Origin of the sequence: Segatella copri, assembly GCF_024330485.1 — a bacterium.
In the GTDB taxonomy this organism is placed as follows: Bacteria; Bacteroidota; Bacteroidia; order Bacteroidales; family Bacteroidaceae; genus Prevotella; species Prevotella copri_L.
On sequence record NZ_JANDWX010000026.1, the window covers coordinates 16860 to 43470 of the forward strand.

General features: G+C 37.2%; 22 protein-coding genes and 3 pseudogenes. 1 reads left to right on the forward strand and 24 read right to left on the reverse strand.

Translation table 11 applies throughout. From position 1 onward, the window contains the following. Window positions 1–177: 177 nt before the first annotated feature. The 4 genes from glf to NNC77_RS12520 form a co-directional block, all read right to left on the reverse strand. Window positions 178–1308 carry a UDP-galactopyranose mutase gene (glf, locus tag NNC77_RS12505; protein ID WP_254971207.1) on the reverse strand — a complete coding sequence of 377 codons (1131 nt, stop codon included), beginning with the start codon at window positions 1306–1308 and terminating at the stop codon, window positions 178–180. Next, the gene (locus tag NNC77_RS12510) at window positions 1298–1696 is read right to left on the reverse strand and encodes an acyltransferase (RefSeq protein ID WP_254971208.1); all 399 of its coding nucleotides are present in this window, start codon (window positions 1694–1696) and stop codon (window positions 1298–1300) included. Before NNC77_RS12510 ends, glf begins: the two co-directional genes overlap by 11 nt. A gap of 205 nt (window positions 1697–1901) precedes the next feature. Beyond that, on the reverse strand, window positions 1902–2828 hold the full coding sequence (locus NNC77_RS12515; protein WP_254971209.1) for a glycosyltransferase family 2 protein: 927 nt from the start codon (window positions 2826–2828) through the stop codon (window positions 1902–1904). Between the two features lie 3 nt (window positions 2829–2831). Beyond that, window positions 2832–3962, reverse strand: coding sequence for a polysaccharide pyruvyl transferase family protein (locus NNC77_RS12520; RefSeq protein WP_119230295.1), 1131 nt, complete (start codon window positions 3960–3962; stop codon window positions 2832–2834). 286 nt (window positions 3963–4248) lie between these two features. On the opposite strand from NNC77_RS12520, the gene NNC77_RS12525 reads away from it, so the two are divergent. Then, the gene (locus NNC77_RS12525; protein WP_254971210.1) at window positions 4249–4683 is read left to right on the forward strand and encodes an N-acetylmuramoyl-L-alanine amidase; all 435 of its coding nucleotides are present in this window, start codon (window positions 4249–4251) and stop codon (window positions 4681–4683) included. A gap of 280 nt (window positions 4684–4963) precedes the next feature. Here the strand turns inward: NNC77_RS12525 and NNC77_RS12530 are convergent, their stop codons facing one another. The 20 genes and pseudogenes from NNC77_RS12530 to NNC77_RS12625 all read right to left on the reverse strand — a co-directional run bounded on the left by NNC77_RS12530 (window position 4964) and on the right by NNC77_RS12625 (window position 26472). After that, complete coding sequence (locus NNC77_RS12530; protein ID WP_254971211.1) at window positions 4964–5887, reverse strand: hypothetical protein; 924 nt, start codon at window positions 5885–5887, stop codon at window positions 4964–4966. Between the two features lie 12 nt (window positions 5888–5899). Continuing rightward, window positions 5900–6820: an aldo/keto reductase family protein gene (locus tag NNC77_RS12535; RefSeq protein ID WP_254971212.1), complete on the reverse strand. Its 921-nt coding sequence runs from the start codon at window positions 6818–6820 to the stop codon at window positions 5900–5902. A 1-nt stretch (window position 6821) separates the two neighbouring features. Then, window positions 6822–8333, reverse strand: a complete 1512-nt coding sequence (locus NNC77_RS12540; RefSeq protein ID WP_119230041.1) for an MATE family efflux transporter — start codon at window positions 8331–8333, stop codon at window positions 6822–6824. 13 nt (window positions 8334–8346) lie between these two features. After that, complete coding sequence (locus NNC77_RS12545; RefSeq protein ID WP_254971213.1) at window positions 8347–10158, reverse strand: Coenzyme F420 hydrogenase/dehydrogenase, beta subunit C-terminal domain; 1812 nt, start codon at window positions 10156–10158, stop codon at window positions 8347–8349. Continuing rightward, complete coding sequence (locus NNC77_RS12550; protein WP_254971215.1) at window positions 10155–11603, reverse strand: class I adenylate-forming enzyme family protein; 1449 nt, start codon at window positions 11601–11603, stop codon at window positions 10155–10157. Before NNC77_RS12550 ends, NNC77_RS12545 begins: the two co-directional genes overlap by 4 nt. A 70-nt stretch (window positions 11604–11673) precedes the next feature. Continuing rightward, a complete protein-coding gene (locus NNC77_RS12555) occupies window positions 11674–11901 on the reverse strand; it encodes an acyl carrier protein (protein WP_119230038.1) in 228 nt (75 codons plus the stop codon). A gap of 131 nt (window positions 11902–12032) precedes the next feature. Continuing rightward, a pseudogene (locus tag NNC77_RS12560) lies at window positions 12033–12755 on the reverse strand (mannose-1-phosphate guanylyltransferase); the annotation flags it as partial. After that, window positions 12754–12945 (reverse strand): annotated as a pseudogene (locus NNC77_RS16660) (UDP-glucose 6-dehydrogenase); the annotation flags it as partial. The pseudogenes NNC77_RS12560 and NNC77_RS16660, both read right to left, overlap by 2 nt. A gap of 170 nt (window positions 12946–13115) precedes the next feature. Continuing rightward, complete coding sequence (locus tag NNC77_RS12570) at window positions 13116–14189, reverse strand: hypothetical protein (RefSeq protein WP_203069401.1); 1074 nt, start codon at window positions 14187–14189, stop codon at window positions 13116–13118. Continuing rightward, the gene (locus NNC77_RS12575; protein WP_254971216.1) at window positions 14179–15687 is read right to left on the reverse strand and encodes an AAA family ATPase; all 1509 of its coding nucleotides are present in this window, start codon (window positions 15685–15687) and stop codon (window positions 14179–14181) included. The genes NNC77_RS12570 and NNC77_RS12575 overlap by 11 nt, the downstream gene beginning before the upstream one ends. A gap of 13 nt (window positions 15688–15700) precedes the next feature. After that, a complete protein-coding gene (locus NNC77_RS12580) occupies window positions 15701–16744 on the reverse strand; it encodes a RelA/SpoT domain-containing protein (protein ID WP_254971218.1) in 1044 nt (347 codons plus the stop codon). 4 nt (window positions 16745–16748) lie between these two features. Then, window positions 16749–17822, reverse strand: coding sequence for a hypothetical protein (locus NNC77_RS12585; RefSeq protein WP_254971220.1), 1074 nt, complete (start codon window positions 17820–17822; stop codon window positions 16749–16751). Between the two features lie 513 nt (window positions 17823–18335). After that, window positions 18336–19268: a virulence RhuM family protein gene (locus tag NNC77_RS12590; RefSeq protein ID WP_254971222.1), complete on the reverse strand. Its 933-nt coding sequence runs from the start codon at window positions 19266–19268 to the stop codon at window positions 18336–18338. A 115-nt stretch (window positions 19269–19383) separates the two neighbouring features. Continuing rightward, a complete protein-coding gene (locus tag NNC77_RS12595) occupies window positions 19384–19536 on the reverse strand; it encodes an ABC transporter ATP-binding protein (RefSeq protein ID WP_254971224.1) in 153 nt (50 codons plus the stop codon). 484 nt (window positions 19537–20020) lie between these two features. Further along, window positions 20021–20188: pseudogene (locus NNC77_RS12600) on the reverse strand (dTDP-4-dehydrorhamnose 3,5-epimerase family protein); the annotation flags it as partial. Window positions 20189–21352: 1164 nt separating this feature from the next. Further along, window positions 21353–22261, reverse strand: coding sequence for a virulence RhuM family protein (locus NNC77_RS12605; protein WP_254971226.1), 909 nt, complete (start codon window positions 22259–22261; stop codon window positions 21353–21355). A 370-nt stretch (window positions 22262–22631) separates the two neighbouring features. Further along, window positions 22632–22919, reverse strand: coding sequence for a type II toxin-antitoxin system YafQ family toxin (locus tag NNC77_RS12610; RefSeq protein WP_117729061.1), 288 nt, complete (start codon window positions 22917–22919; stop codon window positions 22632–22634). Between the two features lie 5 nt (window positions 22920–22924). Next, window positions 22925–23164: a hypothetical protein gene (locus NNC77_RS12615; RefSeq protein ID WP_117695786.1), complete on the reverse strand. Its 240-nt coding sequence runs from the start codon at window positions 23162–23164 to the stop codon at window positions 22925–22927. A 1017-nt stretch (window positions 23165–24181) separates the two neighbouring features. Continuing rightward, entirely contained in the window at window positions 24182–25213 is a 1032-nt protein-coding gene (locus tag NNC77_RS12620; protein ID WP_117695785.1) for a DNA adenine methylase, read from the reverse strand. Further along, window positions 25210–26472 (reverse strand): hypothetical protein, encoded by a 1263-nt coding sequence (locus tag NNC77_RS12625; protein WP_254971228.1) that lies wholly within the window; start codon window positions 26470–26472, stop codon window positions 25210–25212. Before NNC77_RS12625 ends, NNC77_RS12620 begins: the two co-directional genes overlap by 4 nt. Between the last annotated feature and the right edge of the window lie 139 nt (window positions 26473–26611).

Consider the following 26611-nt stretch of genomic DNA (forward strand, 5'->3'; position numbering starts at 1 on the left):
TTGTACTCCCATCCATTTCAAGTGTTTCAAATACTTGTATATCACAAGTAAGAACATCACCTTTACTAAAAGAATACTTACGGAACACCTGGCGGGGGCAAATCAGCCAGGATTTGAATGATGCAAGGTATAAATGCGGAGCTGCTTACCATGCCCATAGGGGTGCTGATTAGTTACTTAGAACCTCTCCATCACCTTCTCAATTACAGGAGCCATATCGTAATACTTATATTCAGCTAAGCGACCACCAAAGATAACATTCTCTTCCTTGTCTGCCAGACCTTTGTACTTGGCATATAGCTCAGAGTTCAGCTTATCATTCACAGGATAGTATGGTTCCATGCCGTCCTTCCATTCTGTGGAATACTCTTTCGAAATGACAGTCTTTGGGCATTCATACACTTCCTGACCAAACATCTCGAAGTGCTTGTGCTCAATAACACGAGTGTAAGGAACTTCACGCTCGGTATAGTTCACAACAGCATTACCCTGATAATTTGGTTTATCAATGATCTCTGTCTCAAAGCGTACTGTACGATAGTTAAGTTTACCAAACTGATAATTATAGAACTCATCTATCTTGCCTGAGAAGACTATCTTGTCAGCGATACCCTCCCAATAAGAGCGGTTTTCAAAGAAATCAACATTCGTTTTCGTCTCTACTCCTTCAAGCAAGCCATCAATGAGTTTGTTATAACCACCTACAGGGATACCCTGGTACTTATCATTGAAGTAGTTATTATCGAAGATGAGACGAACTGGCAAGCGCTTGATAATGAAAGCAGGAAGTTCTGTACATTTTCTTCCCCACTGCTTCTCTGTATAACCCTTGATAAGTTTTTCGTAAATGTCTTTTCCTATCAACACCTGGGCTTGTTCCTCCAAGTTACGAGGTTCTGTTACGCCATCAGCTTTCATACGAGCAACAGCTTCCGCCTTCTGCTCATCAATCTTAGCCTGAGCTTCTTCAGGTGTAGTTACGCCCCACATCTGATAGAAGGTGTTCATATTGAAAGGCAGATTATAGAGCTTGCCCTTATAGTTAGCCACAGGTGAATTGGTATAGCGGTTAAACTCCACGATAGAGTTTACAAAGTCCCACACCTTCTTGTTAGAAGTATGAAAGATATGGGCGCCATACTTATGCACGTTGATTCCTTCAATATTCTCACAATAGATGTTACCACCTAAGTGAGAACGCTTATCAATTACCAAACACTTCTTGCCCTGTTTGTGAGCAAAATGTGCAAATGTGGCTCCGAACAAACCGGAACCTACGATTAGATAGTCATAATGTTTAGTCATCATATTTTTCCCATTTATTGGTCATTAAATTATATTGTTTCAAAATTCTTGCAGGATTGCCTCCCACTACACAGTAATCTGGTACATCTTTTACGACAACAGCTCCAGCTGCTATCACGCAATGCCTTCCTATTTTCACTCCCGACATCACTTGACATCCAAAGCCAAGCCAAGACTCAGCACCAATGACAACAGGTCCTTTACTAGTTACTTTCTGTCGGGATATCGGTATATGAATGTCCTCAAATCCATGGTTGCGGTCAGAAATGTGGACGTGAGGCGCAAAGAGTACATCATCCTCTATAACAATTTTGTTATCGCAACCGATACGGTTCATTTTACCGAAATGCACCCTATTGCCAATAACCAACTGTGGAGTGACATCTTCCATGGTTTTGTTTACACACAATTCCACATCATCATCAAGGAAGATTTGTCCCCCCCCATATCTATATATCGGAAGTTAACAATTCTAACTCGTTTCCCAAAAATTACACGTTTGGAAGGTGATATTCCATATCGAAGAGACAGAAAAGAACTTCTCAAAATTTGAAAAACCCCAAAAACTTTATTCACTATTTTCCTTACAATATTCTTCATCGGATTTTATTTAATAATTCACGAGCTATGGAAACTACAGGCATAGCTATTCGTTGCTTAACACAATATTTTCTAAGTCTTAATATACCCTTTAGTATATTATACCATTTGTCATTAGACCATGCCGCAAGATTTACATACAGAGCTATTCTTTTCTTTTGTAAGTCATATAAATCCTTATTATTAATCTCAGCCAGAAATTTTTCAAGATGTTGCACTAACAACAAATATTCTTTTTCACTCTTATATTTATGCGTTAGCCCCTGTTGTTTCCATATATAATGATATAATGGACAAGCGAAATATTTCATTGAAGAAATCTTCAGACAGTACTCCATTGTGAAAATTTCATCTTCACTAATAGAGAGATTTTCAATGAATCTAATATTGTATTTGTCTATAATCGACTTTCGAAAGATTTTATTTACAGTAAAGCCAAAAAGATTCACATCTGTAAGATTATGAATCAATCTGAATATTGATTGTTCTACATTCTCTCTATTTGTAACAAAGAAATTACCTGCAGAATTTGTTCTAAAACTATTATCTTCATAATGCCAAATTATATCGAAAAATAATATATCGAAATTTTCCAGCTGGTTTAAAACCAATTCAAAAGTATTTGGTTCAATCCAGTCATCGCTATCAACAAATATAACGAATTCTCCCAAAGCATTATTCAATGCTAGGTTTCTCGCTTTGCTTACTCCTTCATTTTTTTTATGAAATACTCGAATTCGATTATCATTTTCTTTATACATGTCGCATATTTTACCGGAAGCATCACTACTACCATCATCAATAAGCAACAATTCAAAGTCTGTATAAGTTTGGCATAAAATACTGTCTATACATTTGGATAGATAGGACTCAACGTTATAGACTGGTATTATTACTGAAATCTTAGGTGTTTGCATTATCATACGCTATTTTGAGCCTAAAGCTTCTATTAAAAAATTAAGAGATTCTGTTCGCAATGTACTAAGTTTTTCATCAATTGCATCAAAGTCAATTAAAGGCAATGACAATATTTGCTGACTAGATGTCACTAATCGATTTTCTAAGCCGAACAAAGAAAGCAAAGAGTTAAATCTAGCCATTCCTCGTCCTTCATTTCCTATAACAGCAAACTGTTTATGGAATATGATAGAGAATACACATGCATGGAAAGAATCGGTAATAACATAATCTGAATCTCTAAAACCACACAACCAATTTTCTACAGCAGGCTGAATTCTATCTTTTATAGGAGAATATGAATCATATACGTTTGCATTTACATAATATGGAGTCAATTTCATATTCTTCGCAATATCTTTTATTATATTATCTTTAATAGTATTTCTATCTAAAACATAACAAAATAATCTATCAGCAGACTCAGCTAAACTTTCTGTATTGATTAGCGATTCATAATCAGCCTTTTTAAGCAACATCGTGGGATCCAGCACAAAAGTTGCATTCACATCTAAAAAATCATGGCATAGTTTTATTCCCGATTTTTCTCTTACGGAAATAGCCCTAAATTTTTGTGATAGCATTTTACATTCTTCAGTTTTGTCTTGGGGATACTCCCACAAATCTGTTCCAAAAGAGGCAGCATACGCAATTTTTATACTCTGTGGAGATGCAAATTTCAAATAAACATTTGCAATATCGTTTCCGAACCAAGGGTAATATTTATAACGCCAAACTTGGTCACTTCCAACTATAAAAGCATCAAAATTATGGTCCAAATCATCGTAGTTTTCAATAAGTCTCTGGTTCAAATATTTATCCACAAACTGTTGGGTGTTTTGGGTTATGATGGGCCATATATGATTTTCATAATTTTCCACAAGAATCTTTTGCATTTTACAACCAAGAACATACTTTTTAAGTATTCGCTTCGAAATACACAATGGCATTTTCCAAAATGGGAGTTGTCTTTTTTTTCTCTTAAGCTCAATTTCGAAAGCTTCATGCCCTAATCTTTCAAGCGTGGTTTGCAAAGCATATGCTTGAAGTAATCCCCCATAATTAGTATATAGTGGATGTGTTATTATTCCTATCTTCATCTATATCTATTATTTTTATGAAATGAGCCCCGGCCACCTTCCTACCACAAGCAGAAAAGTAGCTTAATAAATAGCCCGTGGCATTGGGTAGCCAAGGGGCTCAAAAAGTTATTGTTATGCAAGAATTAACAGCGTGTCGTTTTCAAGTATATCACCTATACAGCGTACCTACAATATTATTAATAGTTACACCTATCAGTTTTTTGAAAAAAGTTATATTGTATCATGCTTACTGAGATTCGAGAAATTCGTGTTCAGTTAACCCCTTTAAAATCCATAGAATCCAATGAAGAATCAAAGAAAAATCGATTTGATCGTGGTACATTGCAGTGCCACACGTATTAACCAGGACTTCCCAGTAGAAGCCTTAGAAGCCTGCCACAAGGCCCGTGGTTTCCACTCCATCGGTTACCACTATTACAATACGAAGGATGGCGTGGTCTATCCCTGCCGTCCAGAAAGCGAGGAGGGTGCTCACGCCCGCCACTACAACGCCCATAGCATCGGAATCTGCTACGAGGGTGGTCTCGACGAGAAAGGCAAGCCTGCCGATACTCGCACTCCAGCCCAGAAAGCATCTCTGGAAGACCTCCTCTACAGTCTCGTCCTCGACTATCCCGATGCCGAGATCCTAGGTCATCGCGACCTTCCCTGGGTTCGCAAGAGCTGTCCTTGCTTCGATGTCAGGGAATGGCTGAAGGAAATCGACTTCCATCTCTAGAAAGCCCGAACAGTTCCCGGAAATTCGTGCTATTCGAGTAATTCGTGTTCAAAATCATCCCAGCTTATAAGTCCTAAAAAGCTTATGGGTTGGGATTTTTCTTTGTTTATTCACATCATTTCTCTCCCCCATCAGCACTCTCATTGTAAGAATTCTAAATCTCCAAACTGAACATCATTCAAAAACTTTACCTTTCGTATTTTGAGTCCCATATCAGTTTATTTATAGTTGCTCCTTTAACCCTATCTCTAATCGATAATCAAGTTTTTTACATATGTTTTCATTGTATCAACCCAATATCAGTCAGTACTATTTCGGTAAACTTCATAGCTCCTTTTTTATTCAAGAATAATGAATTAAAAAAGTAATTATCTGAATCAAAACGATGGTCAAACATATAATTTCTAAAGTATGCAGACTGTATATTTCCCTTTTTTAAGAAATCGTTTATATAATGCTCAACAAAACTATCAGTAAAATATTCACGAAGTTCAGGATGTATTGGCGGAATTACTAATACAGGACGCAAATCTCTCTCCAAACAAAAAGCGATCATTTCAGAAAGATTACTAGCACGTAACTCCTGCTCTTGCAAATGCTTTTTTGAAAGACATGCATCCAAATTAGAGATATCGAACTGTTTTTTCCAACCTTCAATAAAACCAGATGCACTTTTTTTAAAATCACATGAATGAATCTTACTTGAGGCACATCGTTTGTAATATCCCAACAAGCCTTTCAGTGTATGTAGAGGAGCATCTCTAAGAACATTCTGCTTTTTTAAAGTTAAAGCCTTAACGTGTTCTGACTCATCAAACCCCGGAATGGTTGCAGGATGCAGAAATGTATAATACTTAAAATTGTGCTGTTTATTGTAAGAAGAAACCAAACAGGAAAAAGGACAGAGCGTAATTATTACAGTTGCATCTTTTTTCAAATAACTAAAATAATTTTTCAAAATATTGAAATCATGAACCAAAGACTGTGGTCCTAAAGCCCAATTCATACCTAACAAATCCAAGTCAGAATATTCAAAAGCATAAACGCCACTATTTGATCCAAGATTTACAACATCAAGATTGAAATTTCGAATATGCCAAAACTTGTTTGCTCCACCCCATATAGATTTATAAAAGTCTGAGGGCTGAACTAAATGGTTATTGACAACACTAAAAGCCTTATTTATAATCTTATTAATAATCATACTTTTCAAATATTAAAGACCTGGACATCTCATAGATTCTGCCATATATTGAAAGTCCATATTAAATGAAAGCAAAGTATTCATTTCCTGATTTGATATCTCAAAATCAAAAATATTATAATTTGCATTCAAACGACTTGTATGAGTTGATTTTGGAATTGGCACGGTTTCTCTTTGAATATGAAACTTAAGAACGATTTGTTCCTTAGTTTTATTATACTTCTTAGCCAAGAGATCTACATATTTATCATACTTTTCATTAATATGAAACGACAAACTCTTTAATGGAGAATAGACCATGTTCCGTACATTATTTACGTTACAATACTCTAAAAGATCTTCTTTTGTATTAAGTGGAGAAGTTTCAACCTGATTCACATGAGGAAAAACAGAGCAACATTTCTTAAGCTTTTCGAAATGTCTTTCTCTACTATTGCATAATCCAATTGCCCTAACCTTTCCCTGCTTATATACTTGTTCCATTTCATACCATATCTCTTCAAAATAATCAGGATATGGCCAATGCATTAACCACAAGTCAAGATAATCAGTATGAAGTGAAGTCAAACTTTCCTCAATCTTATGGGTAATTACTTTTTTCACAGCCTGTTCTTTCTGCATATAGGAAGAAGACTTCCAAAAATATTTACCCATATTATTTCCAGCATCAATTGTACCTTGTGGATATAAATCATCACTAATTTTTGAAACTAGAAACATATCCTTGCGTGTAGCTGAAGAATGGCTATATAAATAGTCTAGACTTTCACCTAAATCTTTTTCATTATGGTAATTATCTGCAGTATCAATAAGTCGATAACCTATCTTATAGGCTTCATACAACGTATTAGTCAAGACTTCTCCATACAAAGGAAATGTCCCAAGACCTAAACTAGGCATTTCTACACCATTACTTAAAATTACGCTGTTCATCTTAAATCTTATTTTTTATTAAATTCAAAATTTTCATCCTCATTTCTTTATCCATACCAATTGCCAACACAGTAACTACAATAAACATTGTAGTCATCACACCTGTTAATAACAAGCGGACAAAAGAAGGTTCCATGAACTTATCAAAACATAAAAATGGAACAATAGCAGAAACACATGATACCAACAAACATCTTCCATGTACATGGAGCAGATATGAAGGTATTGAATATTTAACATATTTCTTTAATATGAAAATACTCGCAAATTCTGATACTAACATTGTTATGTTAGCCGCCCAAAATACAGCTTCTGGCGACATTCCTATTTTCAAGAACAAATATGCTAAAGGGAATGCTGAACATAAAATACTTCCAACAACCATATTGGTAAGTTTTATGTGACCTGTTGCATGAAATATGGTAGTTCTTGGAGTTTTTAATGTCTGAATTAAACATAACACCAACACTAAATTAAGAAAATTTACAGTATGTTCCGGGTATTCTCCTAACCATAACTTTAAGATATAATCAGCCTCAAGCATGATCGGAAATGAAATAATCCACATCAAGTAATAAGAAAAACAGCTGCTATCCACAACTAACTTCATCATCCCTTTGAGATCTCCTTGAGCATACGACTTGATGATTTGTGGTCTAACTGCAGTCATGAAGTTAGTGGAGAACTGGGTAACCGCCCCTTGTACTTGATAAGCAACTCCACGGGCTGCATTCACTACTGGTCCAAAGAACACATTCAACAACAAATTCAGACCCTGTCCCTGAGCAAGAACAGAAATATTTCCAATCAAATCTGAACCGGCATATCCAAACATTTCTTTATACAGTCCCTTATCCTTATAAAGTTTTAAAGAACTTTCCTTATATTGTCTTGAACAATATATACGATAAAAGCATATAATAGATACTTGAATCAAACAGAGCAGGGCTGCATAAAACACCAATTTATCAAAAGGCGAGATTACCAACAAATAAACCACCAATAATTTACATATCACTTCTACAATACCAACCCAAGCATAAATCTTCATATTTTCATGAGCTATGATGGTTGCATTATATGGAACTTGCGTTAGTGTAAAAAAACAGGTAAGAATAGATATCTGATATACCCAAAAGGCCGCAAACATACGATTTTCTGGGATTGTCATCTTTTCATAAAAGAACCAAAGACCTATCGTTTCTGCCAATACAATAACAAGCACACCAATTAAAAGATGTATCAAGAATGCGACATTAAAAACTTGGTTTAATCGTTCATAATTCTTTTTTCCTAATTCAAATGTTATATATCGGGATGTAGCAGAACCCAAAGCACCATTCAAGAATGTAAACATCGTAACGATTCCACCAACCACATTATAAATACCAAAGTCTTCTATTCCTAAAGTTTTCAGAACGACACGTGAAGTATAAAGTGTAACACCCATTATCAGCATCATTCTGAAATACAGGAACATGGTATTCTTTGCTATTCGCTTATTATTTGCCATATATTCTTTTTTATTATGGTCTCCAATAAATGTTTTCAGCAATCACCTTAGCAGGATTACCTGAAGCGATGCAATGAGCAGGGATGTTAGTTGTAACAACACTATTAGCAGAGATGATTGCACCCTCGCCTATTGTAACACCCTTCGTGATACTAACGTTTGAACAGATCCATACATGGTCACCAATGATGACCGGTGCCTTGTCTTTGTATCCCTTGATGATGACATGATGACCGCCATTGTTATCTCGTATCCAAACATCTCGACCAATGTGGACATCATCACCCATTACTATTTTCTCTGAACAAACAATATTCAAACCAATATTGGTAGCACAACTACCTATTAACAACTGTGCGCCCTTGAATACCTGCACATCACTATCATACTTAAAATAAGAATGACCTTTACCAAAACTCAGTCTGGCACCGTCCTCTACCAAAAGTCGGAACTCACCCTTACTACCACGTGTTCGCTTCTGATTAAGACTTACCTGACCACCAACTTCAATATTTGCAGTCTTGGCGATATCTATGGCACAATGAGAAAGAACATTGAAGACTTTTCCTTCTAACAGGTTGCTATGGATATTCTTTCTATAGTAATTCCAATAAAAGATACGGAGCAACTGCATTGGGTTCTTCTTATTGTGATAAATGACACGAAGGATATTCTTTACCTTTCGCTTAGCAGAAATCTTGTCATTACTCTCGTATGGGAAGAACTTAGCTGCACATTTATCAAATGGCATTTCGTCAAGAGCTTTAAAGAATTCATCTCGATTGATATTGGCAGGATAAGGAAGCTTACCACCCATAATAGCAGTGCTATTACCTGGAACAATATCCTTCAAAGTAAACTCTTTAACAACTAACTTATCCTTAATTTTATCAAAGTATTCCAAACCTTTCTTGGAATTAATCATGATAAGGGAGGTTCCTAAGTTCTGTTCCAAAGAAGAATCTACCTGACCAATTCCCCAGAAATCACCAAGAGTGACATCACTCATACGTGGAATACCCTTGAACTTACATTCATAACAAGAAGGGCGCTCGAAGACATTGTCGTGGTATCCACGGCGATAATCATCCTCATGACCTTCACCATAATATACCTGACCATTCTCGAATGTTATCTTTCTGGCAAGACTATGCCAACCGTGATCCTTGTTCTTGTCCTTAATAGATACAATCTTAGAACCATAGCGAGCTTCCAAAGACTCCTTATATTTCTCAAAAACCTTTGGAGAGTTCGTTGCACGACAAAGGAAATCTACAATGATAAGATTATCGTAATCCTTACGAAGGAAGCTTCGCAAAGCAGCCATCTGGCAAGGTGAGCCACAGGCTAAAACCTTTTCGCCAGCTATCAGCAACTGCTTAATCTGCTTATACAAACCTTCAGCATTGCTCTGTACATACTTGGAACTACGAAGACGCTTCAAATCTTTCTTGTCATTAGAAATGAAGTTGAATACCTTCAAGTCATCCGTATAGATGGCACCACTAACATATCCCTTCTGCTTATACATGGCTTGTGCAAGAAGAGTAAAGATACCACCAGATGTACTATCAAAGCGAATAACAATATCCTTGTTATAACCACCAAAAACTTTTGGCTCTGACAAATCATTATGCTTCAACTTGTCGATATTGATCATCGGACAAATTTTTTCGCAAAGATGACAATCAGTACACTTTTCCTTATCTACCTCTGGATACCAGAATCCCTCATGGTCTGTACGGAAGGTAATCGCCTGGGCATGGCACACATCACCACAAGCATGACAACCACAACAATCTTTTTTATTCTTTATATCAATCATTTTAATAAACCTCGTTGAATTTTTCCATTCTGAGTCTTTGGTATTTCATCTATCCATTCATAGTGAACAGGAAGTTTATAAGACTCTAGTTTACCGTTCAGTTGGTTTTTAATATCATCAAAAGTAATGCCACTATCTTTGTCTTTCACAATGAATGCCTTAACAACCTCGCCAAGAACACCTTCCTCATCTGACACGCCAATACAAGCGCAATCTGCTATACCAGAAATCTTGAATAACTGCTCTTCTACTTCTATAGGACTTACCTTTTTACCACCGACATTAATCAGTTCTTTCTTTCTGCTTATTAAATAAATATATCCTTCTGCTGTCTTATATCCCCAATCACCAGTACGGAAATAATCACCAAAGAAAGATTCCTCAATTGGCAAATCAAGATATCCATGAGTAACATGGTCACCCTTTACGCAGATTTCACCTTCTTGATTAACAGCACACTCTTTTCCATTTTCATCCAACACCTTGATATCTGTATTTGGTGAAGCCTTTCCTACAGAATCCAAATGTGCCTTATCCTGATGAAATTCCATAAAAGCAGAACGAGAAGCCTCTGTCAAGCCATAGTGCATACATACTCTGGTATGAGGAAGCAGATCGGCAAGTTCCTGCTTCTCATCCTTAGAGAAGAAGGCACTGCCCATTTCTATATATCGAAGCTGATCTTTGAAATCACCCAGTTTATCGCCTGTAAGTTTTTTGAGGTATCTCCAACTGGCAGGAACCATTGTGAAACCAGTTACATGGTCTTCCTCCATCGTGCGATATATCTTCTTTACATTGGCAAAGCTACCGAGCAGGATTAATGTCGCTCCCTTAGACAGACTGCATCTTACTCTACCCAAGCCAAAGGAATGACTGACTGGAAGAGCTAGAAGTTCAACATCTTCCTGTGAATTACCAATAAACTCGTTGATATTTCTTGCTGCAGCAGCCTCATTATCATAAGTCAAAGGTACCCCTTTAGGTTTACCTGTTGTACCTGTTGTAAAAAGGATGTCTGCAACTTCATTTCCATCAGAAAACAAAGGTGTAGAGAAATCAGCAGATAACTCTGCAAAGTCTTTCAATCTAGCCTTAGCAATCTCCTGCTCACTTTCATCAAAACCAACCAGAAGATTAGCATGCGTTTGTTTCACTATATAATCCAATCTAGTAGGATTCGTTGCAGCATCAATTGGTACCACCTTTAATCCAGCAAGGTGTGCACCAAAATATGCATATACAAATTCTATCTGCTTACCTGCTGCAAGGATAATAACATTTCCTTCGTTTTGTGATAATTGAGATTTGAAATAATCTCTTGCTCCCAATATGCGTTGACACAACTGAAGATATGTTGCAGATTTCTTTCCACTCTTTACAGCTAACTTATCGGGCTGCACGGCCGCCCACTGCCATATTTGTTTTTCGATACTTTCTAACATATAAATTATTCTTTGTGTTATATATTTCTATTGTATCGTCTCTCTTATGTTCTTTGAACTCTAAGATATATTATTCTGTCAAATCCTCAATGAGACTAACAATATCAGATACATCCTCCAAGTCCATAATCATATCAGATGTAATCTTCACATTAAATTCCTTCTCCAACTGAGAGATAATCTCTACATTATGAAGAGAGTCCCACTCATCTGGTTCACCAATTTCGGTATCCATATCGATTTCTGTTGTTGGTACATTAAGTACACGAGCAATCAATTCTATTACTTTTTCTTCCATAATTTATTTTGTATTTAATATTTTACTATTTTTATACCCTTGAGCCACACTTTCTTAAACTTCTATCTAAGACGGTACTGAGGTATCCTCACTGCTTTCAATTTCGATAATAGCAAATCTATCGCAGTTTTTTTTCCAAACTTCTTAATTCTCTGTTCCTCTTTCAATGAGCAAACAAGTAGCTGTCCGTGTTTCTCGGCTACAATATAGCCATCCAAGCCTTGAACTACCACCTTGCTTTCATCGGCTGCATGAACGACGCAGTTCTTGCATTCATACAAACGGATATCCTTGCCTACCTTGGCATTGCCAGCCTCATCCTGTGGAAGTAAGGTGCGGAGACTGCCCCAGCTGCCTAAGTCGCTCCAGCCGAACTCGGCTGGCAAGGTATAGATTTCCTTCGACTTCTCCATCACGGCATAGTCAATGCTTATCTTCTCGCAGGTTGGGAAGAGTTTGCCAACTACCTCTTTCTCCTGTTCGGTATAGAAAGAAGGTGCCATCTCGTCCATGATGCTGGCAAGCTGAGGCTGGAAGGTGCGGATTGCCTTACTGATGGTATCAATGTTCCATACGAAGATTCCGGCATTCCAATAGTAATTGCCGGCAGCAAGATATTGCTCGGCTGTCTCCAGGTTTGGCTTTTCCCTGAAAGCCTCAACCTTGTAGATTTCATCTACGGATGTTGGCTCTGCTGAGGCTATATAGCCATAGCCTGTTTCTGGGCGGCTTGGCTTGATACCGATAGTAACGATGGCGTTCTTATCGGATGTATAGCTCAATGCCTTGCTGAGCACTCGCTGATACTCCGAAGTATTAATGACGAGGGCATCGGATGGTGTCACCATGATATGGATTCTCAGCCAAATACTTTTCGATATAATCGTCCTGGATAGGAGAAATCTTATTGTTGAGTTTCTACACCTTCTCTGGGATTACATCTACTGCTGTTACATGATGGTGCTGAGATAACAGCGTTGCTATACTCAGACCTACGTAGCCGGTACCGGCTACTGCTACTGTTATATCTTTAAAATCATTCATAATGAAATTATTTTTTCTTAGTTATAATATTCCGAAGTCTTCCACCCCCAAAGCATCCTATAAGACTCGGCTCGTGTATAGCGACACAACCATCATAAAGAGCATTCGGAAGTAAAGAAGCAGCGTATTCTTTGCTATTCGCTTGTTGTTATTTGATGATTGAGTTGACATTATACCTTTTTCTTTGAACAACATGTCCAACTAAACACTTTCTTTCCTATCTCTTTCCACTCAGACAACTGAGATTGAGTGAAATCTGCTTCCCTGATGTTTTTCCACTCATTGTCATCCAATAATGAGTCAAGTAGATTCTTGCCACAACCTGGCACCAAAGAAGTTTTACCATGAACTTTATCGCAATAGTCAGAATAAGATTTGTCTTTAGCAAAATCTATTATTTCATCCCAATCAATAGTAATTCTTGAAAAATTACTTTTCCAATAATCACGACTATCTTTCTCATATAGAATTTGATATTTAAGACCTTCTTTAAAATCAAAATAAGAAAGGTCAGAATCTCTGAGACATGCTATATCAGAATTATACTTTTTCACAAGTTTTATTGGTATCAGATTTTCAATTTCTGAGACATTAAGCAGTATATAATAATCTGCATTATAGCGATTATGCCCTAAGAATTTTATGCTTTTAGCCGTTTTTCCTATTTTATCATTAGGATAACACTTATCACTATCTGCTATGGCAAAGATAAAGTTGTCGGACAAAATACTATCATTCTTCAATGCATTTCCGAAATCAGAACCACCACCTTTCCAAGTTTTATACCTTGAAGCCATATTTAATATTCTTTCTTGAGAAAGATAATAATTGCAAACAATTTGGTAGAACTTACCATCTCTCTGGTTTTCTGTACAGAGAAAAGTAGGAACACCAAGCAAGAATGTATCTTCTTCAAAAGGATTAATTTGAAGTTCTTTTCCTACTCTTGAGCAATGCTTAGACTTCGATATAACAGCATATATATCTAACTTAGCTATCAAACCATCTACATCTATGCGTTCCTTTTGAAGTTTTTTAAATTCTGTCATGGAATTTTCATCCAAAGCAGCCTCCAAAGTTTTCCTATCCTCATCTGTTAATTGACACTTCAAATAAACCTTATGACTATTAGTTCGGGAAGCGGTCATTAACTGCACCATTATGTCTATAGCTCTTTCCCGCTCCTTGCCTCGTTGCTGATGAAGTATCACATCAACAATATCCCTTTCTACTTTAATAAACATCTTCTGATAAAAAACCAGTTGGCCAATGTTCGACAAAACCACGCTCATTATATTGAGCTTCTTCTATGTAATTCTCATAACCTTCTTCTGCCGCATTGAACAGAACAATATTAGCCTTGTCCTTATCCAAGTTATTCTGTTCTATCTCAATGCCAACAGAATTCAATATTGCTTCGCTATGAGTCTCTATAATAAATCTCATATTTTTTCCAGCCTCACTTGCAATAACCTTCGCTAACATCGCTCCAAACTTAGCTTGCATTCTCGGATGTAAATGCAATTCAGGCTGCTCTATAACTATGAACTTTGGAATATCCCCATCACCTCTATAAAATATAGAACGGCGAGAAGGAGCCTTAATTGCATTCCAAATCATCGTAAGAATCGGCAATAACTGTGTATATCCAAATCCTGTGTCCACAAGATTTCTTGGAGAGTTGACACCATCTTTTATCTGCAACTCGATATGACCTTCATGCTTAATTACATCTATAGAAAACTCAAACAAAGAAGAAGTCCAATCTTGAAATAACATACGATCTTTCTCTGATAAATTAGCAAGATACATAGCTAAGTTTTTGCCATCAGATTCGATTTCATCTACTGCATAATTCTGATATCTATAATATCTCTCTGTAGAGACACGCAAAGGACGTACATAAGTAATGCATGTACTCATATCGAAAAGATAATAATTGATATTCTCGATAAATTCATTTAAGTGCATAAGAATATACATCTCATTCAGCACTTCATCTTCACCTTCAATATTGAGACTTTTCAAATAACGAGAGCTTACTTTTTTGTCAATCAAGTAAAAAGCATCTTCCAATTCCATTAAAGGATATGACTCCTCATTTTCTGCTGTCTTGATATTTTTCCTAAAAAAATCGAGAGACTTTCGGATTACTCCCATATATAAACTATCTTCTCTATCTTCGTATATACGTGGAATCAAGTTAATCGCATTATTACTCAAAGCAGGATGAAACTTTGCTTCTATGCCATGCCCATTAATTATAATCTGTGTATTTTCGTCTTCTGATATCAGAATTTGAACGACTTGATCCAAATACTTTATGACAACCAACGAAAAATAGTCTTCATTTTCTTTTCCATTCGTTTTCTTACCTGAAATTTCGAGTTTAACCGAAATCTCAACAGTTTTGGCTATATCCTCTTCCGACAATCCCTTTACATTTGCACGTCTTCTAAATCTTTGGAAACGTAAATTTTGTGACGAAAAAGTAAAACTTATATCAATGTTTCCTTTACCATTATGCACCGTATTAAGAAAATCCTTGAAGTCTACATCCGAAGAATACCACAGAAAAGTTCCATTTCGATTCACACCCAAACTTTGCTTAAGCAATGGGAAGAACTTTAAAAATGAACTCTTGCCACTACTATTAGCACCTACCAAAAAGGTAATAGGCTTAAGATGTATAACACCTGTGTCTTTGAATTTTCTGTAATTTGTCAATTGTAATGTATCCATAACATCTAATTTATTAGTTTGACAACAAATTCCAATCTAAGCAATTCTTGCATATCTTATCAATATTGCCAGTAAACTCTTTTGTGTCCAAGAAATAGCTTGGATAAGCCTTTCTAAGCTCATCCACCTTACTAACAGAAACCAATACTGCTGCATTTTTGCCATCTTGTAATTTGCTTTCAATTTCTGTATATTTTTCTGAGGCCAACTTTTCTTCATTCCTTTTAAAGGAAGTCACATTAACAGTTGTATTCTCAAAATTAATAAAAATCAAATAGTATGAATATTCCTGAGTTTTATCTTCTGTTTCATGGACACTAACATTCAACGCTTTCAATATATCAGAATAGTGATATTTTTTGTTTCTCCAATAGCAATCTACCATCAATTCTTTCATCGGTATATTGGCAAAACTACGAGCTACAGGCAATTGTTCTTTAAAACAAAACAAAGCACTAACCACCTTGAAAAAATCCTGCCACTCATCATCTCCTTGACTTGATTTCAAGGGTGTATTAGTGTATAACGCCGCTGTTTCCACTGCTGTTGCCCATAAGTGTTGAAGTCGTGTGCGTATCTGCAACTCTATTCTCAATCCATCATAGTCCTTGTTTTCACAATGGTATATGTAAGCAAAATGTATACTGCGATAGCCACTGTCTTTTGGCTCATTGACATAATCGTACATTCTTCTACACTCAAAATCAGCAATTGGCAAGCTACGTAAAAGTGCCTGTAAGCGGAGCAATTCTTCCACAGTATTTATGACTATCCTCAAACCGCCAATATCTTGCATCCCACCTAATCCCATTTCTGGATTCAAGTCCAATTTATATTGGATAGATGTCAAACGCTTCAATCTTCTGGAAATCAAAAATGGGCGAATATTATTGAAATCCAAGAAGGCCACAATCTTTTGTTGTAACATATCCAGAGGAATTAAATGCAAACTTCGCCAATCATTAATCTTCTCAATTGCCTGCTTGAAAGTTTCTTGGTCGGTTGCCGTAAGCATTATTTTGCCAGTCTTATCTATTTCCTTACGAGAATACTTCATATTTTCAACTCATTTTGTGAAGAGGAAATTTTGTTATATCTTTCAGACGTTTCTCTAAATTATAAAAATCTGAAGATATGTAATTTGCCTCCAATTCCTTTTCTCGACTTTCATATCCAGCATGCCCTCCATCAATATCATAGCCACATTTCAACTTCTCATATTCATTACAAGTCGGTGACGTGATATAAAATATCTCTGACAATTTTGGGCAATGATTCTTATTAGATAAAACATCAATTGGGAACAAGGCGATATTACTAAGCATCCAAGTTGGAAATTCAAACTCATCAGTTTTCAAAGAAGAAGTATAACATATGCCATATACGAAACTATCGTCCTTCCTCGTTTCTTTCTTGTCATTATGAGATATAATCCATTCACTCACCAACTGAGGAACTATATACTCTGGCTTAAAAACAGCATTTAAATTCTTGACGATTACCATTGAAGCAATCAAAAGTGGCATCAAAAACAAAACTGCTTTAATGTCTTCGTCATATTTTTCTTTTGAAGGGATACGCATATTCAACAAAGCTATTTTCTTCTGAGTTTCAATACGAGAAAACATACATAAATCAAAATCTACCCTATGCAACTCTTCCCAACATGCATAAGTTGTTGCGCCAACATACAAGCAAGGATAACCAGGGAAACTATAACGCTGTGTCTTGACGATTCCCCGTTTATCAAATGGTATATGAAACATATCCTCATACGTAAATTTACCATTACCACTATGAGTTCTCGCCCTAAAGAAACTAATATGCTCACCCAATATAGTTACAGGAAGCACCTCACTCAACCCTTTATGACCAGATGTACCATAGAAGAGATTGGACAATTTACTAAAAGCTTGTGAATGCAAACCCTTATATTGTGCCTTTACTATTTCTTTCAATGTCTCACAAATATGAGTAACCTCTTTCTTGACTTCCATTTCCACTTCTGGAGTATCATCAAGATAACTTTGATATGTTCGAAAACAATCGGATAATAAAACACGAAATTCTTTATCGTCTTTATTTTCGACTGGGAGCATAGCAATTAGCTTATCATATAACTCATCTTTTGTCATTGTATGATAATTTTTTATTTTCTAACTTAAATGAATCGACTCTGCTATTACCATTTTAGTAAATCACCGTTAGAACGTAACTGCTGATTTTCAGCAGTTAGCACATCCAACATTTTTCCCAAAAAACATATTATTAATTGGTATTGTCAAAGCTACCATTTAGGCAGCCTTGACATTCACCTTTTTGTTCGAGTTATAATTACATGAGATTAGGGACATGAAATCTGCTTTTTTTCCTTCTATGTTCATAACGTAATCACCTTATTAATTATTGTTTTGTTTCGACTCCCCTGTCCCCCTCTTGCGAAGAGGGGGGCCTTAACCCACTCCCAAGCCCTCGCCCTTTCCAAAAGGGCAAGGGATGAAACCGCCCTCCGGTGCTCAGAACCGCTACGCTATAAGGTTGACGGGGCATCAAAGCCCTCGCCATGTTTTGCGGGATGGGACCGCCTGAATTGTTCCCCATTGCAGTATCGCTCTGCACTTGTCGCCACTCGAATGAGGAATATTGTTTTATTCTACTTTTGAGAGGATTACTTCTGGGGAGGTTCCCATCAGGGTTATGGCGGAAATCTTATGACCGCCATTGGCGTTTAATGAATGACCACAATGATAGAGGCTGTCATCTATGATAAGCCAGCGATCATGAGACTCGTTGCGCCATTTTCTAATATCTATATGATTATCGGGGAATAGGCGGTCATGCTCATCCATGAGACGTTGCATTCCTTGACCTACACCAGCAGTATAAACCGTTGCTGAAACTTTTGGTTTACGAACATCTAATACACTTAGGGTTAGCGATGAAACATAGCCATCTATGATGATTACACGATGATTGGCTGTACGAATCAAGTTCTCCAAAGCAACTCTTGCTGTATAGAAATCACCTTCGAAGAAGACCATCTCGGCAGGAGGAGTGGAGGTTCGAATGAAGAAATCGAGCTGCTGTTGCTGCTTGGCTTGGACGTCCTTTATTCGTTGCATCTCATCATGCTGCAACATAAGTTTGCCATCAATACGTTGCTCCATTTGAAGCATCTGCTGATGTACAGCATATCCACGAAGAAGATATTCCTTCAAGACATTGTTAGCCCATTGACGAAAGCGAATACCTTGATGACTATTTACACGAAAGCCGACGGATATAATCATATCAAGATTATAGTAATCCATATTGCGTGTAACCATACGATTGCCTTCTTTTCTAACTGTTCGGAATTTCCGAACAGTTGCTGACTGCATCAATTCTCCTTGCTGATAAATATTAGTAATGTGCTCACTAATATTAGCTTTACTAGAACCAAAAAGTTCAACCATTTGAGCTTGCGTAAGCCATACCGTATCTTCTTCTATTTTTACTTGAAGAGAAATGCTTTCATCTGGTTGATAGAGCACTATCTGTGAATCATCAGCCATAAGCTGTATATTATTGTCGTTTGCCATAATCATACATTTTTATTGCTAATATAGCGACAAAAGTACGATTTTATTTCGTAATCACCAAGGATTTAAGAGAAAAAATGCATTTATTAACCTATGCTTGGCTTATGGCTAAACATTACAACACACAGAATGATTCTGCTTCCTTACCAGTTCTGCGGCGATAGTCATCGCGCATACACTTTTCCATTTGTGCTATGTATTCTGCCTTTCGCTCCCTAGAAGCCTTGAAGTGACACATAAAATCTGCCTTTTTTTCTTCTATGGTCATAACGTATATTTTTTCGACTCCCCTGTCCCCCTCTTGCGAAGAGGGGGTCCTTACCCTATACCCAAGCCCTAAATCCCTACCATAGGGATTAGGGATGTAACCGCCCTACTGTGCTGTTTTTCTAAAATCATCCCGTCCTTCTTTTTTGATAAAGCGAGCTGCACTCGGCAATTTGAAAGCAAGCTTTCATTGCACTCATTGGCATCGCTTTTTCCCATTAAAGAAGGCTCCACCTCTCATCTCGGTCTTCTTCAATGGTCTTTACACCCCCTTCGGTTCCCCCGTTAGCGGGGGACAGAAACCTCAGGGAAGAAGAGGAAAACCGCCCTCCGGTGCTCAGAACCGCTACGCTCTAAGGTTGGCGGGGCATCAAAGCCCTCGCCATGGGTGTGCGGGATGGGACCGCCTGGGTATAACTTGCTATTATCTTGCTAAAGGTACTGGGTACTACTCCTATTTTAAAACCACCCTGTTTTGCAATAAGTCACAAAGAGAGCGTAACGTTTTTTATGTATAAGGGCGAATCGTTCAGCATCGCATGCTTCGTATCTTTCTTTGAGAGATTGGCATGCTCTGTAGGAATCTTCCAATCGATACCGAGGGTATCATCGAGAATATAGATACCACCATCTGCCTCAGGATGATAGAAGTTGCAACCTTCTCTTCAAACTCTCGCTCGCTGAAATGGCTGAATTTGATATCAGGGATAGCATATGGGGCACTTTTGCCTGGTTCCGAAAGCATCTTATAAACATCGGAGCGAAAGCGGATTTCATTAAGATTTTTGTCCTCAACTCTCACAAAGACAAAGGTGGTAAGAAAACAGCCTCACGGACAACACGTTTACCTCGACTGTTTATCATGATACGTCTTTCCAAAGTGCGTCGGATCTGTTGCTACAAAACCATTTTCAGCTACATATCCTTCACTTTTTGCCACGGCTTCGCCGTCGTCCCCTGCAATAGTGGACGTAACCTGTGAGTGTATATTTGTCTCTTTCATCATGCGAATCAAGTTCGTTTTTTGATGACGTTCATCTGAATCTCGATTTAAGAGACACAGAATCTCCTTGCAAAAATACGAAAATTGTTGGAAACTAGCAAATTATGCGTGTTAAAAAATTAATATCATTCTACGAAAATCAACATTATTTTACTATTCTTTTCGTACATAATTTCCTAAGTCGTTGATTGAACGAAAGTTTTCGGTTTTTCTGTATCTCTCATGTAAAGATTCAGGAAAAATGGTTCATTTTGGTTCATTTTACAAAATCCCTCTTTTTATTCTTTTTTGTGGCTCATAGGGCTGCCAGTATTTTGGCGTTGGCATCATCTACTTCTGAGCTTTTGATAGAATTGAGATAGATTTGTGTGGTGGTTTCTCCATCTTTCGTTTGGTTGCAACCTTTGTGATGATGACAGATACACCTGATACATCCTAACCAAGCCTTCCCTTCTCAGAAAGGAAGGATGTAACCGCCCTACTCGGTACTGTTTATGCCCCACCTGTCCCTCCCCAGCGGGAGGGTCCTTACCCTATACCCAAGCCCTAAATCCCTACCATAGGGATTAGGGATGTAACCGCCCTCCGGTGCTCGGAACCGCTACGCTATAAGGTTGGCGGACCATCAAAGGTCTACGCCATGGTTGTGCGGGATGGGACCGCCTGGGTATAACTTGCTATAATTTGCTATAAACTTGCTATAGCTTGCAGGTTGGGGGTGCATAGGAACAGCTTGCAGATTGAGACCACCATTTTTGTTCCTCATTGCAGTATCGCTCTGCACTGGTCGTCGCTCGAATGAGGAATATTATTTTTATTCTACTTTTGAGAGGATTACATCTGGGGAGGTGCCCATCAGAGTTATGGCGGAAATCTTATGACCGCCATTGGCGTTTAAGGAATGGCCACAATGATAGAGGCTGTCATCTATGATAAGCCAGCGGTCATGGGACTCGTTTTTCCATTTTCGGATGTCGATATGATTATCGGGGAAGAGGCGGTCATGCTCATCCATGAGACGTTGCATTCCTTGACCTACACCTGCAGTATAAATAGTCGCTGTTACTTCAGGTTTACGAACATCTAACACACTCAGGGTTAGCGATGAAACATAGCCATCTATGATGATTACTCGATTATTGGCAGAACGAACCAGGTTCTCTAAAGCAACTCTTGCTGTATAGAAATCACCTTCGAAGAAGACCATTTCTGCAGGAGGAGTGGAGGTTCGAATAAAGAAATCAAGCTGCTGTTGCTGCTTAGCCTGGGTATCCTCAATATGGGTCATACGCTTGTCCATATTCTCCTGTAAGGCTATCAAGTGACGATTCACGGAATAACCTTGGAGAAGATATTGGCGTAAAACAGATGTAGCCCAAATACGGAATTTTGTACCTTGTACGGACTTTACCCTATAACCTACAGATATTATAACATCTAAATTATAATAATCAACTTGATATGTTTTGCCGTCTGAGGCAGTGTAGGCAAATTTTGCCCAAACTGATTCTTTCTGCAATTCTCCTTCATTAAATATAGTTCGCACATGCTTGCCAATAACACTCCTATCACGACCAAATAGTTCTGCCATTTGGTCTAAAGAAAGCCATACCGTATTGAAAGCTTCATCTATTCTTACATGGAGGGAAATACTTTCATCTGGTTGATAAAGAACTATCTGTGAATCATCAGCCATAGGCTGTATATTATTGTCGTTTGCCATAATCATACATTTTTATTGCTAATATAGTGACAAAAGTACGATTTTATTTCATAACTACCAAGGAATTAAGAGAAAAAATGCATTTATTAACCTATACTTGGCTCAGGGCTAAACATTACAACACACAAAATGATTCTGCTTCCTTATCTACTTTTTTTCTTCTATGGTCATAACGTAAGTTTTTTTCGACTCCCCTGTCCCCCTCTTGCGAAGAGGGGGTCCTTAACCCACTCCCAAGCCCTCGCCCTTTCCAAAAGGGCAAGGGATGTAACCGCCCTCCGGTGCTCAGAACCGCTACGCTCTAAGGTTGGCGGACCAAAGCGGTCTACGCCATGTTGTGCGGGATGGGACCGCCTGACTGTTATGAAGATCAGCGCTTACGTCCTTTACCAAATAATTCAGAATGCGAACCTAAACGAACTAATTCTATTGCATTATTGTTCTTATCAAACCAAATCAAAAGTGTATCATTTTCTATATGGCATTCCATATAGTTCTTCCAGTTGCCTTTCAAAGAATGAGGATTATATTCTTCCGGTATCTGATTGCCTTCTGCCAAAAGCTTAACTATCCCCATAAGCGTTTCTACAAATTCTTTATCATTCTTAAAACGCTTATAATCTTTCTTGAACTGCGAGGTCTTTCGAATTTCTTTCATAAAGCCTATTCCTCCATTGATGCCATGAAACTTTCTAAGCTATCTACTCGAACTACTCCCGCATCATGACCACTCTCAGCCTCTTTCATTGCTGCCAAAGTTTCTGCGTTTGGAACATCTTCCAAAGCAGCACTCCTTGAAACTGGGGAGTCTGAAACTATTTTAACGCCTCTCATAAGAGAGAGGACATTCTTTAATTGCTCCAACAAAGATGGACTATCTATCTGTAATGTTAACTGTGCCATAACTTCTATATTTAATTCGCAGCAAAGATAAGGGTTTTCTGTGAAACTACCAAATTTTTGGAGGAGTTTTTGATCCTTGCTCTAATCTCCCACAGATTTGGCTTTACTTCCCACTGGTCAGTGGGTCCGGTGGACAAATCTCCCTTCGGCCGCCGATTTTCAATTCACGGATTTGCACAGATACTCTCGTTGCAGCAACGGTTCTCACTAAGCTTCGCAGCAATAGATATTTCTCTGCACGCGAATTACGCATTGATTTTACTGAACACGAATTGCACGAATTACACGAATAAGGTATATCACCAATACAGCGTCCCCACTATATTATAAGTAGTTACACCTATCAGTTTTTTTGAAAAAAGTTATTTTTGTATCGTTTTGCAGAAGATAAGCTGCACTCGGCAATTTGAAAGCCAGCTTTCATTGCGCTCACTGGCATCGCTTTTTCCCATTAAAGAAGAAATTTTTCTACCTCTCCGTCTCTCCTGCAAGGAGAGCTCCACATCCTAACCAAGCCTTCCCTTCTCAGAAAGGAAGGATGTAACCGCCCTCAGTGCTATATCTGCCCCACCTGTCCCTCCCCAGCGGGAGGGTCCTTACCCTATACCCAAGCCCTAAATCCCTACCATAGGGATTAGGGATGTAACCGCCCTCCGGTGCTCGGAACCGCTACGCTCTAAGGTTGGCGGACCATCAAAGGTCTTCGCCATATTGTGCGGGATGGGACCGCCTGGAGAAAAAAACAAGTACTTAGAACGGCAAGTCATCGATGGAAAATCACCTTATTCATTATTTAGAAACTTACACATCCTCTGAAATAATTGCGCAAGCTACGACCTTTACTATTTTGGTTGTAGTTCCTGCATCACTTTTTCGAAATATTTCCTTGTTTCCATAATTCGAATTTTTAAGAATTCAGATGCAAAAGTAAATACTTAATGTGTTAAAACCTTACGCTGTAATGGTGATATACTGTTTTAAATCTTGAAAAGTCGAACTTATAAAATGAGAAGAAAATCATTTGCCAATTACAAGAACTTCCTCTCGTCCTTCGTTACTTCTATTAAGAGCAAAAGGCTTCTTACCTAATGACAACACTTTAACATGGTCTTTAAATTCTTTCATGATGCAAACCAAGTCATCTATAGAAGGATAACCATTTGTTGTATAAGATAGAACCAAAACCGATTTATGATAACGAGCAAATAACTTTCTCAAATTCTGTGAAAATGATGCCTTATCTTCGAATTCACTTTCACAATTTAGCCCTATTTCCAAATTTGCCTTTTTCCTATTAATTTTTTGTTCTATATCATTATAATGCATTAACCCCTCTAGAAAATGATAGCGAGAATGATAGCTTATAGGAGTACCATTATTAAAATAAGGTGGATCTATATATACTAAATCATAACTTGTATCACAATCTAGAGCATCGAGATTTGATATTTTGACATTTTTAAGTTGCTCAAACTGATATGTATTCAACTCATTTACGAACTGTTTGAATAACTGCTCAAAACTCTTTTCCCATGTTACATAGTTGCCAAATGACGACTCACTATGATTAATTCGTAGATTCAAATTTTTACGATGAAATAGATTAAAAGGGCGCTTTATTAAACAAGACTGAAATAACAAGTAATAAGCACACGCTTTTTTTTCATTCGATAACCGTAAGATATTCTGAACAATTGTATCTATTTGCCTATTTTCCTCGTCAAGATAATATATACCCTGATAGTTACGCTCTATGATATTATCATAAAACACCATAGGTTCTCTATTTAATAATGCCAAAGCCTCAGACTCGCTCAACGTATTCTTTGGTGTAGCCAAAAGAGCCTTAGCAATCTCACAATTAAAGGCAAATAAGTCATTATAACAAACCTGCTTTCCTTGTGCTAGCATATAATAAGATACAATACCTGTTCCACCAAATAAATCAAGAAAAGTATCAAACTCAATACGAGACTTCTTTAGGGCAAACCAAATTTCTTCCACAACTCTTCTTTTAGAGCCGTAGTATCGGGTTACGGGTAACTTCATTCTTTAAAAACATCTGTTAAAGTTGATTTTAACTTAGCATATGATAATTCTGTAAAACATATTAAATCATGTGTATTATCAATTGGTACCTTAAAACAATAAGGGATATTATGTAAGTCTGTACGTTTTTTATTATAACCTTCTGGCAAATCTTCTTTTTTCACCGTCTGACTAAAAACATTCAATTCTGGATTACTAAAATATCCAACTATAAGAAATCTTAGATGTCCATCAATCTCCTCAAAGTCTCTAATTATTTTCTTACATTTGGTTATATACTCATTGATAAGACGAACGGATAAAGTTGTCTTTGCCTCAACATAATAAATATTGTTTGAGGTCTTTACAATGGCATCTAACTCGCAGTCTTTACTATTAGACCATTGGGCATGATAATTTTCTACATAATCTTCAATCGCACTCCCTTTAATATCACTAAGGGCTGAAAACAAGAATTGCTCAAAAAAGTTTGATATAAAGAATTGAGCTATTTTCGGTTTCAAAACCCATACAGATTTCTTTTCTATAGCACCTTCCTGTTTGTCATGAAGTTTCTTACCATGACTTTCAAATAAATATTTAAGTTGATAATCTTCATCCAATTTTACTTTCTGATATATGCCTAATACTGTAGACTCATTAGTATCAGTAGGCTCATCAATATAGAATTTATATGTATGAAGTTTTTTTAAATCTTCTATTATCAACATTCTATCAAAGTATTTCGTACATTGATCTGACAAAATATCAGATTCTATATATAAATTATCTTGTAATCTTGATATATCTGAAACCAGCTGATCATCTTTAGATGAAAGAAAAAACTCTTTAACAAGTTCAGAAATATTACTTTTCTTTTTTTTATGATCAAAGTTATACAACACTTTATACTTAATACACAACCAAATATAATCAAATTTATACTCTGGTTTAAGAAAACGACTATTTAACATGGGTTTTAACGGAAAGAAATAATTATCAACCAAAAGCCCAATGTTCTCATGTTTGCAAGTTTTCAAACTAATTGCAGCTGGTATTTCTGGAAAAGTATTACAATAATATGAAATGCGTTTTTTATTAAACCAAACTAATCCAGATTCCAAATCTTCAGAATCTAGGTCTTCAATATTTACATAAGAAGCTGGCAGTATCGGAATCTCAATGAGAATTGCTTGATCTTCATCTACCTCAAATCCGCAACCTATTGGGTTTCGTGGGATTTTGCTTGTAAAACGACAAAAATTCATTTTATTGTACATATTCCTTGCATAACAGAAACGTCGCAGACACAAAATCCCCTTACCCCATAAAGCGACTTGAGGTAATACGCTGGTTTAACCAGAAAAGCATGGTCTTTAACCAAAGTCTGTCTTGAACAGGTTGGCATAAGCATTGTTG

What these genes read in the sequence shown, in the direction of transcription:
- NNC77_RS12605 (WP_254971226.1), bottom strand. Translation starts at nt 22,261, where the DNA reads ATGGCAAACGACAATAATATACAGCCTATGGCTGATGATTCACAGATA.
- NNC77_RS12550 (WP_254971215.1), bottom strand. Translation starts at nt 11,603, where the DNA reads ATGTTAGAAAGTATCGAAAAACAAATATGGCAGTGGGCGGCCGTGCAG.
- NNC77_RS12515 (WP_254971209.1), bottom strand. Translation starts at nt 2,828, where the DNA reads ATGATAATGCAAACACCTAAGATTTCAGTAATAATACCAGTCTATAAC.
- NNC77_RS12610 (WP_117729061.1), bottom strand. Translation starts at nt 22,919, where the DNA reads ATGAAAGAAATTCGAAAGACCTCGCAGTTCAAGAAAGATTATAAGCGT.
- NNC77_RS12545 (WP_254971213.1), bottom strand. Translation starts at nt 10,158, where the DNA reads ATGATTGATATAAAGAATAAAAAAGATTGTTGTGGTTGTCATGCTTGT.
- NNC77_RS12510 (WP_254971208.1), bottom strand. Translation starts at nt 1,696, where the DNA reads ATGGAAGATGTCACTCCACAGTTGGTTATTGGCAATAGGGTGCATTTC.
- NNC77_RS12625 (WP_254971228.1), bottom strand. Translation starts at nt 26,472, where the DNA reads ATGTACAATAAAATGAATTTTTGTCGTTTTACAAGCAAAATCCCACGA.
- NNC77_RS12570 (WP_203069401.1), bottom strand. Translation starts at nt 14,189, where the DNA reads ATGTTTATTAAAGTAGAAAGGGATATTGTTGATGTGATACTTCATCAG.
- NNC77_RS12580 (WP_254971218.1), bottom strand. Translation starts at nt 16,744, where the DNA reads ATGAAGTATTCTCGTAAGGAAATAGATAAGACTGGCAAAATAATGCTT.
- NNC77_RS12575 (WP_254971216.1), bottom strand. Translation starts at nt 15,687, where the DNA reads ATGGATACATTACAATTGACAAATTACAGAAAATTCAAAGACACAGGT.
- NNC77_RS12530 (WP_254971211.1), bottom strand. Translation starts at nt 5,887, where the DNA reads ATGATTATTAATAAGATTATAAATAAGGCTTTTAGTGTTGTCAATAAC.
- glf (WP_254971207.1), bottom strand. Translation starts at nt 1,308, where the DNA reads ATGATGACTAAACATTATGACTATCTAATCGTAGGTTCCGGTTTGTTC.
- NNC77_RS12540 (WP_119230041.1), bottom strand. Translation starts at nt 8,333, where the DNA reads ATGGCAAATAATAAGCGAATAGCAAAGAATACCATGTTCCTGTATTTC.
- NNC77_RS12555 (WP_119230038.1), bottom strand. Translation starts at nt 11,901, where the DNA reads ATGGAAGAAAAAGTAATAGAATTGATTGCTCGTGTACTTAATGTACCA.
- NNC77_RS12615 (WP_117695786.1), bottom strand. Translation starts at nt 23,164, where the DNA reads ATGGCACAGTTAACATTACAGATAGATAGTCCATCTTTGTTGGAGCAA.
- NNC77_RS12520 (WP_119230295.1), bottom strand. Translation starts at nt 3,962, where the DNA reads ATGAAGATAGGAATAATAACACATCCACTATATACTAATTATGGGGGA.
- NNC77_RS12535 (WP_254971212.1), bottom strand. Translation starts at nt 6,820, where the DNA reads ATGAACAGCGTAATTTTAAGTAATGGTGTAGAAATGCCTAGTTTAGGT.
- NNC77_RS12585 (WP_254971220.1), bottom strand. Translation starts at nt 17,822, where the DNA reads ATGACAAAAGATGAGTTATATGATAAGCTAATTGCTATGCTCCCAGTC.
- NNC77_RS12620 (WP_117695785.1), bottom strand. Translation starts at nt 25,213, where the DNA reads ATGAAGTTACCCGTAACCCGATACTACGGCTCTAAAAGAAGAGTTGTG.
- NNC77_RS12525 (WP_254971210.1), top strand. Translation starts at nt 4,249, where the DNA reads ATGAAGAATCAAAGAAAAATCGATTTGATCGTGGTACATTGCAGTGCC.
- NNC77_RS12590 (WP_254971222.1), bottom strand. Translation starts at nt 19,268, where the DNA reads ATGGCAAACGACAATAATATACAGCTTATGGCTGATGATTCACAGATA.
- NNC77_RS12595 (WP_254971224.1), bottom strand. Translation starts at nt 19,536, where the DNA reads ATGACCATAGAAGAAAAAAAGGCAGATTTTATGTGTCACTTCAAGGCT.